The 15,566-nt window shown below is 59.0% G+C and carries 13 protein-coding genes; 5 read left to right on the top strand and 8 right to left on the bottom strand.

The genetic code is table 11. The features are described from left to right. The 7 genes from hscA to uvrB all read right to left on the bottom strand — a co-directional run bounded on the left by hscA (window position 1) and on the right by uvrB (window position 7,145). Window positions 1-1,857, bottom strand: a complete 1,857-nt coding sequence (gene hscA / locus U5O12_RS09910; RefSeq protein WP_322578477.1) for a Fe-S protein assembly chaperone HscA — start codon at window positions 1,855-1,857, stop codon at window positions 1-3. An 8-nt stretch (window positions 1,858-1,865) separates the two neighbouring features. Continuing rightward, window positions 1,866-2,381: a Fe-S protein assembly co-chaperone HscB gene (gene hscB / locus U5O12_RS09905; RefSeq protein ID WP_322578476.1), complete on the bottom strand. Its 516-nt coding sequence runs from the start codon at window positions 2,379-2,381 to the stop codon at window positions 1,866-1,868. Next, window positions 2,378-2,701 (bottom strand): iron-sulfur cluster assembly protein IscA, encoded by a 324-nt coding sequence (iscA, locus tag U5O12_RS09900; protein ID WP_322578475.1) that lies wholly within the window; start codon window positions 2,699-2,701, stop codon window positions 2,378-2,380. Before iscA ends, hscB begins: the two co-directional genes overlap by 4 nt. A 1-nt stretch (window position 2,702) precedes the next feature. After that, entirely contained in the window at window positions 2,703-3,089 is a 387-nt protein-coding gene (gene iscU, locus U5O12_RS09895; RefSeq protein WP_094478757.1) for a Fe-S cluster assembly scaffold IscU, read from the bottom strand. A gap of 22 nt (window positions 3,090-3,111) precedes the next feature. Then, window positions 3,112-4,332 carry an IscS subfamily cysteine desulfurase gene (locus tag U5O12_RS09890; protein ID WP_322578474.1) on the bottom strand — a complete coding sequence of 407 codons (1,221 nt, stop codon included), beginning with the start codon at window positions 4,330-4,332 and terminating at the stop codon, window positions 3,112-3,114. A 44-nt stretch (window positions 4,333-4,376) separates the two neighbouring features. Beyond that, window positions 4,377-4,913, bottom strand: coding sequence for a Fe-S cluster assembly transcriptional regulator IscR (gene iscR, locus U5O12_RS09885; RefSeq protein ID WP_322578473.1), 537 nt, complete (start codon window positions 4,911-4,913; stop codon window positions 4,377-4,379). Window positions 4,914-5,033: 120 nt separating this feature from the next. Continuing rightward, window positions 5,034-7,145 (bottom strand): excinuclease ABC subunit UvrB, encoded by a 2,112-nt coding sequence (gene uvrB, locus U5O12_RS09880; protein ID WP_322578472.1) that lies wholly within the window; start codon window positions 7,143-7,145, stop codon window positions 5,034-5,036. Between the two features lie 65 nt (window positions 7,146-7,210). Here uvrB and U5O12_RS09875 point away from each other — a divergent pair, with 65 nt between their 5' ends. The 5 genes from U5O12_RS09875 (at window position 7,211) to rsxB (ending at window position 13,130) form a co-directional block, all read left to right on the top strand. Then, entirely contained in the window at window positions 7,211-8,254 is a 1,044-nt protein-coding gene (locus tag U5O12_RS09875; protein ID WP_322578471.1) for a nitronate monooxygenase, read from the top strand. Between the two features lie 104 nt (window positions 8,255-8,358). Beyond that, the gene (locus U5O12_RS09870; protein WP_322578470.1) at window positions 8,359-9,567 is read left to right on the top strand and encodes an amino acid aminotransferase; all 1,209 of its coding nucleotides are present in this window, start codon (window positions 8,359-8,361) and stop codon (window positions 9,565-9,567) included. Between the two features lie 53 nt (window positions 9,568-9,620). Next, window positions 9,621-10,979, top strand: coding sequence for a hypothetical protein (locus tag U5O12_RS09865; protein WP_322578469.1), 1,359 nt, complete (start codon window positions 9,621-9,623; stop codon window positions 10,977-10,979). Window positions 10,980-11,025: 46 nt separating this feature from the next. Next, window positions 11,026-12,447, top strand: coding sequence for a polyhydroxyalkanoate depolymerase (locus U5O12_RS09860; RefSeq protein WP_322578468.1), 1,422 nt, complete (start codon window positions 11,026-11,028; stop codon window positions 12,445-12,447). Continuing rightward, window positions 12,444-13,130 (top strand): electron transport complex subunit RsxB, encoded by a 687-nt coding sequence (gene rsxB, locus U5O12_RS09855; protein ID WP_322578467.1) that lies wholly within the window; start codon window positions 12,444-12,446, stop codon window positions 13,128-13,130. The genes U5O12_RS09860 and rsxB overlap by 4 nt, the downstream gene beginning before the upstream one ends. A 29-nt stretch (window positions 13,131-13,159) precedes the next feature. Here the strand turns inward: rsxB and U5O12_RS09850 are convergent, their stop codons facing one another. Beyond that, complete coding sequence (locus U5O12_RS09850) at window positions 13,160-15,472, bottom strand: methyl-accepting chemotaxis protein (RefSeq protein WP_322578466.1); 2,313 nt, start codon at window positions 15,470-15,472, stop codon at window positions 13,160-13,162. Between the last annotated feature and the right edge of the window lie 94 nt (window positions 15,473-15,566).

Below are 15,566 nucleotides of genomic sequence, written 5' to 3'. Positions count from 1 at the left end.
TCAGATGGTTTCGATATTTTTACCTGCCAGCGCCAGCGCTATGCCGCGATTCATGCGCAACGCGGCAAAGGCTTCAGTCGCTTGGGCAAGGGCTTTGGATTGGGCTTCGACAAACGCGGCATCGTCGCTCATGCGCGCGGCGTCCAGCGCTTGCATTGCCACATCGAGGTCTGCGCGTTCCTGGGCGCTGAGCAAATCACCATCCGCTTCCAGTGCACTTCGGGTAGCCAACAAGAGACGGTCCGCATCTACCCGGGCTTCCACCAATGCGCGGGCTCGCATGTCCGCCTCTGCCGTGGTGAAACTGTCTTTCAGCATTTGGGCAATCTGGTCGTCACTTAGGCCGTATGAGGGTTTGACATCGATACGCGCTTCCACACCACTGACCTGCTCCTTGGCAGACACATTGAGCAACCCATCGGCATCCACGGTAAAAGTCACACGGATGCGAGCGGCACCCGCAGCCATCGGAGGAATGCCACGCAGCTCAAATCGGGCCAGACTGCGGCAGTCCGCCACGAGATCGCGCTCACCTTGCACCACATGCAAGGCAAGGGCTGTCTGGCCATCCTTGTAAGTGGTGAAATCTTGGGCCATGGCAGTCGGAATCGTCTGGTTGCGCGGCACGATGCGCTCCACCAGCCCACCCATGGTCTCAATGCCCAGCGACAGGGGAATCACGTCCAACAACAGCAAGTCACCTTTGGGGTTGTTGCCTGCCAACTGGTTGGCCTGAATGGAAGCGCCTAACGCCACCACTTCATCGGGATTGAGGTTGGTCAGAGGCTCCTGCCCAAAGAACTCACCAACCATACGACGGACCTGCGGCATGCGGGTAGAACCTCCGACCATGACGACGCCTTGAATGTCTTCTTTCTGCAGGCCCGCGTCCCGCAATGCTTTGCGTACAGCCTGCAGGGTGCGGGCCGTCAGCGGCGCTGTCACCTGCTCGAACTGCTCGCGGTTCAGCGCGAAATCCACGCTCCCCGTGGACAAATCCACCTCGGCCGTCACGATGGCATCTGACGACAGCGCCTCTTTGGCGCTGCGGGCCTCAGCCATCAGCAGGGCTTGGTCTTCCGGGGTTGCAGCCGCCAGACCGGTCTCCAGCAACAGCCAATCCGCAAGGGCCCGGTCATAGTCATCACCGCCCAGCGCAGAATCGCCCCCTGCGGCCAGCACTTCGAACACCCCCGCGGACAAGCGCAGAATAGAAATATCAAAAGTTCCGCCACCAAGGTCGTATATCGCATACACGCCCTCTGAGCCATTGTCCAAACCATACGCAATCGCCGCGGCAGTGGGCTCGTTAATCAGACGCAGCACGTTCAGGCCTGCAAGCTGCGCGGCGTCTTTGGTTGCTTGGCGCTGCGCATCGTCAAAATAGGCGGGCACCGTTACCACGGCACCATAAATGTCATCGTTGAAAGTGTCTTCGGCGCGAAAGCGCAGTGTCGCCAGAATTTCGGCGCTCACTTCCACGGGGCTCTTGTCGCCTGCAATCGTGCGCACCTGCACCATCCCCGGTGTGTCGAGCAGTGCGTAAGGCAGCTTCTCAGGATGAGAAATGTCCTTGAGACCGCGGCCCATCAAACGTTTGACGGAGGCAATCGTATTGCCCGGGTCGCTGGCCTGGTGCTCCAGTGCTGCATAACCGATCTGCCGGCGTTGTGCATCCACATAACGCACCACACTCGGCAGGATAACCTTGCCATCCGCATCGGGCAGACACTCGGCGGTGCCGTTGCGCACAGCCGCAACCAAGGAGTGTGTGGTCCCGAGATCAATACCCACTGCTATACGCCGCTCATGCGGGTTAGGCGATTGTCCGGGTTCAGAAATTTGTAGAAGCGCCATGGGGAAAATTAATCAAACTGATCCAAGCGCTGATACAGGTCTTGGGTAAATTTTTCGATGAACATAAGCGCCCGCACAGTTCCAACTGCCGCGAACGCGTCGTGTTGTTCGTCCAGCAAAGCCTCACATTGTTGCAGCAGTTGCTGGCGCGAGGCTTCCACCTCCACCTGCAAATCATTCAAAGCAGGCAAAGCCTCCGCGTCGTCCAAAGCTTCCCGCCACTCCATTTGCTGCATCAGAAACGCTGCAGGCATGGCGGTATTGCTGTGGGCATTGACGGGCGCACCACCCAACTCACACAGGTAGGCCGCCCGCTTCAATGGGTCCTTCAGTCGTTGGTAAGCTTCATTAATACGTACCGACCACTGCATGGCCACCCGCTTGGAGGCTGCTCCTTGCGCAGCGAACTTGTCAGGATGTGCTTCGCGCTGCAACGCCTTCCAACGGGCGTCGAGCGCTGCACGGTCTTGTGCGAACTGTCGGGTCAGCCCAAACAGTTCAAAATCATCGGCCTGCAGGTTCACACGCGGAACGACTCACCGCAACCACACTTGTCGCGCTCATTGGGGTTATTGAAACGAAAGCCTTCGTTCAAGCCCTCACGCACAAAGTCAAGCTGTGTGCCATCGATGTAAGCCAGACTTTTGGGATCGACCAAGACCTTCACGCCAAAACCCTCAAACACGATGTCTTCAGGCGACAACTCGTCGACATACTCCAGCTGGTACGCCAGACCGGAGCAGCCCGTCGTTTTGACGCCCAGACGCACGCCCACACCTTTGCCACGCTTGGTCAGGTAACGTGTCACATGCCGTGCCGCGGCCTCGGTCAAGGTTACGGACATATCAGTTCAGGTGTTTCTTCTTGTAGTCATCCACGGCGGCTTTGATGGCATCTTCGGCCAGGATTGAGCAGTGGATCTTCACGGGCGGCAGTGCCAGCTCTTCCGCAATCTGGCTGTTTTTCAGGGCCGCAGCCTCATCCAGCGTCTTGCCCTTGACCCACTCGGTCACCAGAGAGCTGGAAGCAATGGCAGAGCCGCAACCGTACGTCTTGAAACGCGCGTCTTCAATCACACCAGTTTGGGGATTGACCTTGATTTGCAGTTTCATGACGTCACCGCAGGCCGGTGCGCCCACCATGCCAGTGCCAACGCTGTCATCACCTTTTTCAAAGCTGCCAACGTTGCGGGGGTTTTCGTAATGATCAACGACTTTGTCTGAATAGGCCATTTTTATTTCTCCAAATAGGGGGTCAGTGGGCAGCCCACTGGATCGTCGAGATGTCAATACCTTCTTTGTACATGTCCCAGAGCGGGCTCAGGTCACGAAGCTTGGCAACGTTCTTCTTGATGGTGTCCACCGCATAGTCGATGTCTGCCTCGGTGGTCCAACGACCAATCGTCATGCGCAGGCTGCTGTGGGCCAGTTCATCGCTGCGGCCCAAGGCACGCAGCACATAGCTGGGCTCCAACGATGCGGAAGTACAGGCGGAACCCGACGACACCGCCAAGCCCTTGATCCCCATGATCAGCGACTCACCTTCCACATAGTTAAAGCTCATGTTTAGGTTGTGGGGCACGCGCTTGGATTCGTGGCCGTTGATGAACACCTGTTCCACATCCTTCAAACCTGCCAGCATGCGGTCATGCAGGGCTTTGATACGAGTGTTCTCCGCGTGCATTTCTTCTTTGGCGATGCGGTAAGCCTCACCCATGCCAACGATCTGGTGCGTAGGTAGAGTACCGCTGCGCATGCCACGCTCGTGGCCGCCACCATGCATCTGTGCTTCCAAACGGATGCGCGGCTTGCGACGTACAAACAGTGCACCAATGCCTTTGGGGCCGTAGGTCTTGTGGGAGGTCAGGCTCATCAAGTCGACAGGCAGCGTGCTCATATCGATGTCCACACGCCCAGTGGCTTGGGCGGCATCCACATGGAAGATCACGCCCTTTTCGCGGCAGATGGTGCCAATCGCAGCGATGTCCTGAATCACGCCAATTTCGTTGTTCACGAACATCACGCTGGCCAAGATGGTGTCGGGGCGGATCGCAGCCTTCAAGGCATTCAGGTCCACCAAACCGTCGTCCTGCACATCAAGGTAGGTGACCTCAAAACCCTGGCGCTCCAGTTCACGACAGGTGTCGAGCACAGCTTTGTGCTCGGTCTTGACGGTGATGATGTGTTTACCCTTGGACTGGTAAAAATGGGCCGCGCCTTTCAAGGCCAGGTTGTTGGACTCGGTAGCACCCGAGGTCCAGACGATTTCACGCGGATCAGCGCCAATAAGTGCCGCGACTTGCTCGCGGGCCTTCTCTACAGCCGCTTCAGCCTCCCAGCCCCAAGCGTGACTTCGCGAGGCCGGGTTGCCAAAGTGGTTGCGCAACCAAGGCACCATCGCATCTACCACCCGCTCATCGCAAGGGTTGGTGGCGCTGTAGTCCATGTAAATGGGGAAATGGGGAGTGGTTTCCATGGCTGACTCAGTACTGGCTAAAAAATTGAAACGAAAAGGCGGGATCAGGACTTGGAGAACACATTGCCCAAGGCAAACACCGAGTTGGGAGCGTTCACACGGATCGGCTTGACCACAGGCATCGCCGAGATGGCACGCTTGATCGTGGGCTTGTCTTCCACTTGCAGACCTTTGGCCAACTGGTCATCCACCAGTTTCTGCAAGGTCACCGAATCCAAAAACTCCACCATGCGCGTATTCAAAGACGCCCAGAGGTCGTGCGTCATGCAGCGAGTGCCTTCGCCCAAGCAGTTTTCTTTACCACCACACTGGGTTGCATCAATCGGCTCATCGACCGAGACAATGATCTCAGCCACCGTGATATCGCTGGCCTTGCGGGCAAGGGTATACCCGCCCCCTGGCCCGCGGGTGGACTCCACCAACTCGTGGCGGCGCAGCTTGCCGAAGAGTTGCTCCAGGTAGGACAAAGAAATTTGCTGGCGCTGGCTGATGGCGGCCAATGTCACGGGACCCGAGCTTTGGCGCAGGCCCAAATCGATCATCGCGGTGACCGCAAAACGGCCTTTGGTGGTGAGACGCATCGCTTGCTCCTTCAGTCGGGTGTGGTTGTTGACTAACGGACTCAAGTATACCACACACCCCCTCAACTTACTCGGGTAAGCAGACTGGCCAGTCTATTAACCCGATAGTTTTAATCAACTTTACAAAACAACGACGTTATCAGACCCCGGCGCACCAAAAGCTTGCTCCTTGAGAATGTGTAACTGGTCCCTTACCCGAGCGGCCTTTTCGAACTCCAGATTGCGCGCATGCTCCATCATGAGTTTCTCCAGTCGCTTGATTTCGCGGGAAATATCTCTCTCGCTCATGTCTTCCACCTGGGCGCGCTGCTGGGCGTCGCGCTCCAGTCGCTCAGCTTCCTTGCCGGCTTTCTCGCTGTAGACGCCGTCGATCAGGTCGCGCACCTTCTTGACGATGGCCTTGGGCGTAATGCCTCGCTCCACGTTATGGGCAATCTGCTTTTTGCGCCGTCGCTCCGTCTCCCCAATCGCCCGCTCCATCGAATCGGTGATCTTGTCGGCATACAGGATGGCCTTGCCCTCCAGGTTTCGGGCGGCCCGGCCAATCGTCTGAATGAGTGAGCGCTCGGAGCGCAAAAAGCCTTCCTTGTCCGCATCCAGAATCGCCACCAACGACACCTCGGGAATGTCCAAGCCCTCGCGCAGCAAGTTGATGCCCACCAGCACATCAAAGGTACCAAGGCGCAAGTCGCGCAGAATCTCCACCCGTTCTACTGTGTCCACATCGCTGTGCAAGTAACGCACCTTCACCCCGTTGTCGGTCAGGTAGTCGGTGAGCTGCTCGGCCATGCGCTTGGTCAACGTGGTGATCAGCACCCGCTCGTTCTTCTCCACACGGATGCGGATTTCCTGCAGCACATCGTCTACCTGGGTGGTCGCAGGGCGCACTTCCACCTCGGGGTCTACCAGGCCTGTGGGCCGCACCAGTTGCTCCACCACCTTGCCGGCATGGTCTTTTTCCCACTGGGCTGGGGTGGCAGATACAAAGATGGCTTGGCGCATCTTGGTCTCGAATTCTTCGAACTTGAGTGGCCGGTTGTCCAGCGCACTGGGCAGGCGGAACCCGTACTCCACCAGCGTGGTCTTGCGGGCCCGGTCGCCGTTGTACATGCCGCCAAACTGGCCGATCAGCACATGGCTCTCGTCCAGAAACATCACCGCATCCTTGGGCAGGTAGTCCGTCAGCGTCGATGGCGGTTCGCCCGGCGCCGTACCACTCAGATGGCGCGAGTAGTTCTCGATGCCCTTGCAGTGACCCACCTCGGACAGCATTTCCAGGTCAAAGCGGGTGCGCTGCTCCAGCCGCTGGGCTTCCACCAGCTTGCCCATGCCAACAAACTCCTTGAGCCGGTCTGACAACTCCGTCTTGATAGCCTCCACGGCCATCAAGACCTGCTCGCGTGGGGTCACATAGTGGCTGCTGGGGTAGACGGTGAAGCGCGGAATTTTCTGGCGGATGCGCCCCGTCAGCGGATCAAACAGCTGCAGGCTCTCGATCTCATCGTCAAACAGCTCCACACGGATCGCCATTTCGCTGTGTTCGGCCGGGAAGATGTCGATGGTGTCACCGCGCACACGAAAGGCGCCACGACTGAAATCCATGTCGTTGCGCTGGTACTGCATGCGCACCAGCTGGGCAATCATGTCGCGCTGGCCCAGCTTGTCGCCCGTGCGCAGCGTCATCACCATCTGGTGGTAGCTCTCGGGCTTGCCGATACCGTAAATGGCAGACACCGTGGCCACAATCACCACGTCGCGCCGCTCGATGATGCTCTTGGTGCAACTCAGGCGCATTTGTTCGATGTGCTCGTTGATGGCGCTGTCCTTCTCGATGAACAGGTCGCGCTGCGGCACGTACGCTTCGGGCTGATAATAGTCGTAGTAGCTGACGAAGTACTCCACCGCGTTTTTGGGGAAGAACTCGCGGAACTCGCTGTACAGCTGCGCCGCCAGCGTCTTGTTGGGCGCAAACACAATCGCTGGGCGGCCCAGTCGAGCGATCACATTGGCCATGGTGAAGGTCTTGCCCGAGCCGGTCACACCCAGCAGGGTCTGGAACACCTCCCCGTCCGTCACCCCTTCCACCAACTGATCAATCGCCTCGGGCTGGTCACCGGCGGGGGGGTAGGGCTGGTACAGCTCATACGGGGAGTCCGGGTAGCGCACAAAGGTGCCCGTGCGCACCACTTCGGCATCGTCGGTCACTGCGGGGGCGGGCTGGGGGGATGGCATGGCGGCTGGCTCAAAGGGGCAAAGGTAGAACTGTAGACTAGACCGCGAACCGACAGGACGCCGCCATGCCAAACCCCTCCTTCCTGGGCACCGCCCTGCCCCTGATTCAGGCCCCCATGGCCGGTGTGCAGGGCCACGCGCTCGCTGCAGCGGTGTGCAATGCGGGTGGTCTGGGTTCCATTCCCGCTGCCATGCTGAGTTTGGACGCGCTGCGCAACGAACTCACGCAGCTCACGGCGCTGACCGACAAGCCCTTCAACGTCAATTTCTTCTGCCACACCCCCCCTGCACCCGATGCGGCGCGCGAAGCGGTCTGGCAGCAGGCCCTGGGGCCCTATTACGAGGAATTGGGCTTGTCCCTAGCCGACATCATCCCCGGCCCGGGCCGCGCGCCCTTCGGTGAGGCCGTGGCTGACGTGGTCGAAGCCTTCAAACCCGCTGTGATGAGCTTCCACTTCGGACTGCCTTCGCCCGAACTGCTGGCGCGTGTCAAAAGTTGGGGCAGCCGTGTCTTGGCTTCCGCCACTACGGTAGACGAAGCCCTGTGGCTGCAAGCCCACGGGGCCGATGCCGTCATTGCGCAAGGCTTGGAAGCTGGCGGCCACCGTGGCACCTTCCTCAGCAACGACCTGAGCACCCAGGTGGGGACCATGGCCCTGCTACCGCAAATCGTGCACGCCGTGACCGTGCCGGTGATTGCCGCGGGCGGCATTGCTGACGCATCCGGCGTGGCAGCGGCCATGGCCTTGGGTGCATCGGCCGTGCAAATCGGCACCGCCTATATGTGCTGCCCTGAGTCCACCACCTCCGCCCTGCACCGCGCGGTCTTGCAGAGCCCCGCGGCACGCCACACAGCGCTCACCACCCTTTTCACCGGCCGCCCGGCGCGCGGCATCATGAACCGGCTGATGCGCGAACTGGACCCGCTTAGCCCGGCAGCTCCAGCGTTTCCGCTGGCCACCGGTGCCATCGCCCCGCTGCGCGCACGGGCGGAAAGCCAAGGCAGCACCGATTTCTCGCCACTCTGGAGCGGACAAAATGCCTCGCAATGCCGCAATTTACCGGCGGCCGAACTTACGCGTGCACTGGCACGGGGCTTGGTGCATTAAGCACCCAGAAAAGGCACCAGCGCGGTGCCCGGTAAAATAGGGATTACCCGCATCGCAGGCCGCGGAGCGGGTACCCCCCGACATCCCAATCACAGGACCCCTTCATGTCTCTTTTCTCTGCTGTCGAAATGGCTCCCCGCGACCCCATCTTGGGTCTGAACGAACAGTTCAACGCTGACACCAACCCCAACAAAGTGAACCTGGGCGTGGGCGTGTATTTCGATGACAACGGCAAGCTGCCCCTGCTCCAATGCGTGCAAGCCGCCGAGAAGACCATGATGGACAAACCCACTGCGCGCGGCTACTTGCCCATCGACGGCATCGTTGCCTACGACAACGCCGTCAAAGGCTTGGTGTTTGGTGCCGACAGCGAACCCGTGACCTCCGGCCGCGTGGCCACCGTGCAAGCCATTGGCGGCACCGGCGGCCTGAAGATTGGCGCCGACTTCCTGAAAAAGCTCAACCCCGCAGCCAAAGTGCTGATCTCTGACCCCAGTTGGGAAAACCACCGCGCCCTGTTCACCAATGCCGGCTTTGAAGTGGGCACCTATGCGTACTTCGACCAATCTGCCAACGGCGGCAAGGGTGGCGTCAATTTTGAAGGTTACCTCGCCAGCCTGAACGCGGCGGCCGCCGGCACCGTGGTTGTGCTGCACGCCTGCTGCCACAACCCCACCGGTTACGACATCACCCCCGAGCAATGGGACCAAGTGATTGCGGTAGTCAAGGCCAAGAACCTCACGCCGTTCCTGGACATGGCCTACCAGGGCTTTGGGTATGGCATTGCCGAAGACGGCGCCGTGATCCAGAAGTTTGTGGCCGCCGGCCTGAACTTCTTTGTCTCCACCTCGTTCTCCAAGAGCTTCAGCCTGTACGGCGAGCGCGTCGGCGGCCTGTCAGTATTGTGCAAGGACAAGGAAGAAGCCGGCCGGGTGCTGTCGCAATTGAAGATCGTCATCCGCACCAACTACTCCAACCCACCCACCCACGGTGGTGCGGTGGTGGCTGCTGTGCTGAACAACCCCGAGCTGCGTGCCTTGTGGGAAAAAGAACTGGGCGAGATGCGCGTGCGCATCAAGGCCATGCGCCAGAAGCTGGTGGACGGCCTGAAGGCTGCGGGTGTGAAGCAAGACATGTCTTTCATCACGACCCAGATCGGCATGTTCAGCTACTCCGGCCTGAGCAAAGACCAGATGGTGCGCCTGCGCAGCGAGTTCGGCGTCTATGGCACCGATACTGGCCGCATGTGCGTGGCCGCGCTGAACAGCAAAAACATCGACTACGTCTGCGCGGCTATCGCCAAGGTCATCTAATACAAGCAGAATACGCCGCTGAGCCGCATAAATTATGCGCAAGCAGCTATTAAATGCATAGCAAAAAGCGTTTTATCCAGCTGTGCACTTGGTGCGTGACGCTGGCGTGGTGTCTGGTGGGCACGTCGGCTTGGGCCGGTAGCAACCATGTACAGGCCAGCTACCGCGCGCTAGAAGCCATGCCAGAGCTTAGCCAGGCCCCAAGGGCTGTGGTGGAGTCTCTGGACAGCTTTCTGCGCGCGCAAGAGAAAACGCTGGAAGCCTTGCTGGCCAGCCAGGAAGCTTGGGCCATGGCCGCGGTGGAGTTCTACCCTGCACTCCCCGACGCCCTGGCCTTTGTAGCGAATGCGCAGCGCAGCGATGAGGCACGGCGCCAAGCCTTTCTGACGGCACTGCGTATTGCCCCAAATAGCAAGTTTTCACTATTCCTGGAGCCGGATGCCAAAGGCATCGACGCCAACTCGGTGGCTAGTGCCAGCTTGGGGATCACCGATGTCAGTAGTGTCCCGCCGCAACACGGCAGCATTCATGCTCACAAACGATTTGTAGTTCTCAAAACCGGCGAATTGGTGAGCCCACTTGCGGTGGTGGCCACTGCAACCGATGAGCCCGACTACGGCTTAGACACCTTTTTGTGGGAAGACAGCCCCACCGGATGGGGCAAACAATGGGGACTGGGGCCACAGCCCTTCGGCAACCCGGCTTCGGCAGCGGCATCACAAACCCCCTTTGGCATGGGCTTCTTCTTCGAAGACCGCATCTTGTACAGCGTAGCCCCTTGGGCCAAACGCTCCATGGTGCAGGCCCGTTATTACCAATACTCCAGCCTATCCGCGCTGGCCCTGCGAACCGGGCACGACTATTGGGGCTGGCGATTTGCTGGCTTGGCCCTGCACTACCTGCAGAGCCTGACCCAGCCCTACCACGCGCGCCTGGCACCCGGAGAATCCAGTTCCAAGCTGCTGGCATACAACACCTTGGCCCGCATGGGACTGCCAGGTCCGCGCAACACGCGCATCCGCGCCATCACGAACCAGCGTTTGCTGCTGGATGCCCTGCAAACCCAGCTGCTGCCTCAAAGTTACAAAGCCCTGCAGACCCAGGACAAGGACAACAACTACCCCGAGTGGAATGACCGCTATTTGCGTACCGTGGTAGCGGCCCAAAGTGCCAATCTTGCCGACGGCGCGCAACGCACCTTGCTCGAGACACTTCCACCAGAATGGGTGGAAGAAGCCCTGATTGACTTGCAGCCCCAAGATGCGACCATGCGATTGTTACCAGATTTGTTGGCCCAAGACCCGAGTCGGCGCACCAGACTGCAAAGTTTGGTGAACGAGCTGATGGGCAATTTTGGTGCACACAGCCGCAACGCCCTGCGCGCCATTGTCAAATCCGGCAACCGCTACTAAGTCCATTGCTGTTATATTGCACTGCAACATTTTCTGAGGTTACCCCATGCTGTACCAGCTTTACGAGACCCAACGCTCCCTGATGGAGCCGTTTTCCGATCTGGCACTGGCTGCTGCCAAGCTTTACAGCAACCCACTGTCAGTTGCGGGACAAAATCCGTTTGCCCAGCGACTGTCGGCCGGATACGACCTGATGCACCGCCTGGGCAAGGACTACGAAAAGCCTGAATTTGGCCTGCGCACCATTGACGTGGACGGTGTCGACGTAGCCATCCACGAGCGCGTGGAGGTGAACAAGCCCTTCTGCGAACTGCGCCGCTTCAAACGTTTCACCGACGACACGGCCACGCTGGACAAAATCAAAGGCCAGCCAGTAGTACTGATCGTGGCGCCGCTCTCGGGCCACTACGCTACGCTGCTGCGCGACACCGTCAAAACCATGCTCAAAGACCACAAGGTCTACATCACCGACTGGAAAAACGCCCGTCTGGTACCGCTGGAAGATGGTGAGTTTCACCTCGACGACTACGTCAACTACGTGCAGGAATTCATCCGCCATGTGCAGGGCAAGTATGGAAACTGCCACGTGATGAGCGTGTGCCAGCCCACCGTGCCGGTGCTGGCCGCCGTGTCACTCATGGCCAGCCGCGGCGAAACCACGCCGCTGACCATGACCATGATGGGAGGCCCCATTGACGCTCGCAAGTCCCCCACCGCGGTGAACAACCTGGCCATGAACAAGAGCCACAGCTGGTTTGAAAACAACGTGATCTACCGCGTGCCCAGCAACTTCCCCGGCGCGGGCCGCCGCGTCTACCCCGGCTTTTTGCAGCACACCGGCTTTGTGGCCATGAACCCCGACCACCACGCCAAGAGCCACTACGACTATTTCAAGGACCTGATCAAGGGCGATGACGCCAGCACCGAAGCCCACCGCAAGTTTTATGACGAGTACAACGCAGTGCTGGACATGGATGCTGACTACTACCTGGAGACCATCCACGTGGTATTCCAAGACTTCAGCCTGGTCAGCGGCACCTGGGATGTGAAGAATCCCCAGGGCAAGCTCGAGCGCGTAAAGCCTGCGGACATCAAGACCACCGCCCTCATGTCAGTAGAGGGCGAACTGGACGATATTTCGGGTGCAGGCCAGACTGAGGCTGTGCACGACATCTGCAGCGGTGTGCCCAAGAGCCAGCAGCGTCACTTTGAAGCCAAAGGTGCTGGCCACTACGGCATCTTCTCCGGTCGCCGCTGGCGCGAACATGTGTACCCACAGGTCAAGGCATTCATCAAGGCCCATGCGACCCCTGTGGCCAAAGCAGCACCAGCTGCCAAGCCAGCGCCTGCAGTCGCCAAGTCCGCCGCAAAGCCCGTTTCAGTCAAAAAAGTGGCTATAGCACCCTCCAAACCTGCGCCAACAGCTCCTAAAACAGTAGCAGCCAAGCGCAGCATCAAGAGCAAGTGACCAGCCGCACGACAGCTGCGCCACCCTTGGTGCAGCGCCTGCTGGACGCCCTGCCCCAAACGCAGTGCACGCGTTGTGGCTACCCCGATTGTGCCGCCTACGCGCAAGCCATGGCTTCTGGAGAGGCAGACATCAACCAATGTCCGCCTGGCGGGGCTGAAGGCATTGAGCGCCTGGCAGCTATCACGGGCAAGCCCTCACGGCCGCTACCGCTGGAGTTTGGCGTTGAGAGCCCGCGCAGCGTGGCTTTCATCGACGAAAACTGGTGTATCGGATGCACCCTGTGCCTGGACGCATGCCCTACCGATGCCATCATCGGTAGCAACAAACGCATGCACACCGTGCTGGAACAGCATTGCACCGGCTGCGAGTTGTGCCTTCCGGTTTGCCCGGTAGATTGCATCTTGTTGGAGAACGTGAGCGGAACCCAAACTGGTTGGAGCGCATGGCCCCAGCCATTGGCAGACGAGGCACGCACGCGTTACTACGCGCGCAAAACACGCCGTGCCCGCGAGGAAACCGAACACGCCCAGCGGCTCCAGGAAAAGGCGGAGATAAAACTGGCCGACCTGCCCGCCCACTCGCAGCACACGGACCCTGCCGTGCTGGACAAGAAGCGGGCCATCATCGAAGCGGCGCTGGCGCGTGCCCGGGCGCGCAAGCAACTCAGCGACGCCCGCTGAGCACCGCCCGCATCCATAGGCTGCTATGCCTACACCGCAGCCATCAGGGTTTTATAAACACCGCAACCGACATACACGTCATCTACCTGCACCACGTACGACATCTTGGTCTGCACCTTGCCGCTGAGCGGATTGACAATGTCGTAGTCGACCCATCCGGGTGCCACCGATGCTTGACTAACGATCGAGGCCATCAGGGCATTGCCGTCAATACCGGCCACGTCCTGCACCCGGGTGCCGACCTTGGCGGAGTTGCCACAAAAGGCCAGGTACTGGCCGTTGCGGTCCAGCACAAACACATACATGTCGCGGTCAACCAACCCGCTTTCCTTTGGTGTCACAGCACGAATAAACGCATCCCGGCTGCCTGCGCTGCGGCGCATGGACAGGGCGCGCGCCACCAACGCACGGGCCTCATCAGCGGAGCCCTGCTGCAACTTGAACACCGACACGGCATCCGCCAATACGTTGGCTCGCTCTTGCAAGGCCGTGGCCTGGCTCACGGCTTGCTCCACCATGGCAGCGTTTTGCTGGGTAATCTCATCAAGCTGGCGGATGGCGGTGGTGATTTCCGACAAGCTGGCGCTCTGCTCGGCACTGGAGGCGGAGATCACAGACATGTTGCCAGCCACCCCCCGCACTCCGTCGGCAATGGTGGTGATATTTTTTGCAGCGGTACGAATTTGCTGCACCCCTGCTGCCACCTGGGCAGTGGAAGTAGTAATGAGCTGGCGGATTTCTTTGGCAGAAGCCGCTGAGCGTTGTGCAAGGGTCCGTACTTCCGTCGCCACGACTGCAAACCCCCGTCCCGACTCGCCGGCACGGGCGGCTTCAACAGCCGCATTCAAAGCAAGAATGTTGGTCTGAAAGGCCAAGCCATCAATCACACCCACGATCTCATCCATGCGGCGCGTGCTGGCCTCAATGGCCTCAATGGATTTGATGGCGTGGGACATTTCCCCAGCGCCGGACTCTGCCGTTTTACTCACCTGCTGAGCCGCAGTGTCTGATTGGATGGCTGCGCTCGCATTCTCCTTCACCGTTGCTGCAACTTCTTGAACGCTAGCGGAGGTTTCCTCCAAATTAGCGGCTTGCTGTTCCGTCCGGTCTGACAGGCTGGCACTTGCAGCGACCAGAGACTCACCTGCACCCGCGACTAAAGCCGCATTGCTCCTGACGCTCGCCACCATGACCGAAATGTTGTTCACCATAACGCCCATGGAGTGACTCATATCCGACAGCTCGTCTCTACCTTGAATCCGAACGACGTATCGCATATTGCCGCTAGCGGTTTCCTCCATGAAGCGCAAAACCTGCTTCAGGTCTGCAAGAAAACTCACATTGAATGCAAAAAGCAGGTACACAAGGCCAATGACTGCCAGCGCACTCAGTGCAGTTATTAGGAGCAAGTCTCGATGCAGGTCGACCAGTCTGGTCTCCAAGTTTTGCCTCAATGCTTGGCTGATTTCCTTTTGGTATTGGCCAATGGAAGCCGTCACCTTGCCGCCCAAATCGTAATAAGCCTTCGCTCCGCCCGAGTCTGAACCCTCTTTAAACCGGAGGCGACTGACTTTAACGAATTCATCCATGACTTCAACAACAGACTTGTAGTTTCCTTCATCAAAACCCTTGGCGGCGAGAAGAGACAGTGGGTATTCAAGTTGCCGCCGTGTCTCGAGCAGGTCGTCGACAGCCGCTTGGATGCGCCCTAGTCCACTTTCTTCAAGCGTTTCTTCGCTCAGCAAAGCCGCACCGGTGCCACGGATTTTCCCGACCTCATCGCGAAGGGGCATCAGGCGATAAACCACAACTTCCATCTGTAAAAATGCAACAGGATCGGGGTCATACAACAAACCAGAAATATCGGCCACGCCGTAAACAACACGTCGTAGATCACTCACGATGGCACTATGAATCGCGAGACTCTGTGGTGCAGTCTTGCCCGCAAGATCGGCGTAAAGCGAGTCCAGCCGTGCCTTGGTCTGAGGCCATTCTTTTGGGAGGATATCTTGGTGCTGCGCAATACGCGAGATTGCCTCCGTTAAGGCAGCCCGTGTTGGATCTGTCGAAACTTCGACGGAATCCCCTCCCAAAAGCTTAATGTTTGTCTGACCGCGGTGTGCTTGAAGAAGCCTTGCGACCTCCGTAAGGTCCTCCACTGCCTTGATGCCACCGATCTCACTTTGGGTCAGCTCAATTCTCTCGTAAGTGAGTAGAACTTGTTCGGTAACGATCGTGATCAATGGAACCAACACGATCAGCGCCAGCAAGGCTAGCTTGGTACCAAAGCGCATCTTGCGCATGACCCACATGCCGGGGTACAGAAACTTCACAAAGCTCATAGCGGGCGTTCCTTGCAAATTCTTCAATTGCGTTGACTTTATCGCTTTTCCATCCCTAAATGACAGAAAAATGGGGGGCATTGCCCCCCGTGTT

Source organism: Rhodoferax sp. (genome assembly GCF_034519335.1).
Taxonomy (GTDB): domain Bacteria; phylum Pseudomonadota; class Gammaproteobacteria; order Burkholderiales; family Burkholderiaceae_C; genus Allorhodoferax.
The sequence above is the reverse complement of the archived record's forward strand: the minus strand, read 5'-3'. Positions and strand labels throughout refer to the sequence as shown.

Excerpts from the sequence above, each read along its gene's own strand:
- hscA (WP_322578477.1), bottom strand. The coding sequence starts at position 1,857 with ATGGCGCTTCTACAAATTTCTGAACCCGGACAATCGCCTAACCCGCAT.
- iscA (WP_322578475.1), bottom strand. The coding sequence starts at position 2,701 with ATGTCCGTAACCTTGACCGAGGCCGCGGCACGGCATGTGACACGTTAC.
- iscU (WP_094478757.1), bottom strand. The coding sequence starts at position 3,089 with ATGGCCTATTCAGACAAAGTCGTTGATCATTACGAAAACCCCCGCAAC.
- U5O12_RS09890 (WP_322578474.1), bottom strand. The coding sequence starts at position 4,332 with ATGGAAACCACTCCCCATTTCCCCATTTACATGGACTACAGCGCCACC.
- iscR (WP_322578473.1), bottom strand. The coding sequence starts at position 4,913 with ATGCGTCTCACCACCAAAGGCCGTTTTGCGGTCACCGCGATGATCGAT.
- uvrB (WP_322578472.1), bottom strand. The coding sequence starts at position 7,145 with ATGCCATCCCCCCAGCCCGCCCCCGCAGTGACCGACGATGCCGAAGTG.
- U5O12_RS09875 (WP_322578471.1), top strand. The coding sequence starts at position 7,211 with ATGCCAAACCCCTCCTTCCTGGGCACCGCCCTGCCCCTGATTCAGGCC.
- U5O12_RS09870 (WP_322578470.1), top strand. The coding sequence starts at position 8,359 with ATGTCTCTTTTCTCTGCTGTCGAAATGGCTCCCCGCGACCCCATCTTG.
- U5O12_RS09865 (WP_322578469.1), top strand. The coding sequence starts at position 9,621 with ATGCATAGCAAAAAGCGTTTTATCCAGCTGTGCACTTGGTGCGTGACG.
- U5O12_RS09860 (WP_322578468.1), top strand. The coding sequence starts at position 11,026 with ATGCTGTACCAGCTTTACGAGACCCAACGCTCCCTGATGGAGCCGTTT.
- U5O12_RS09850 (WP_322578466.1), bottom strand. The coding sequence starts at position 15,472 with ATGAGCTTTGTGAAGTTTCTGTACCCCGGCATGTGGGTCATGCGCAAG.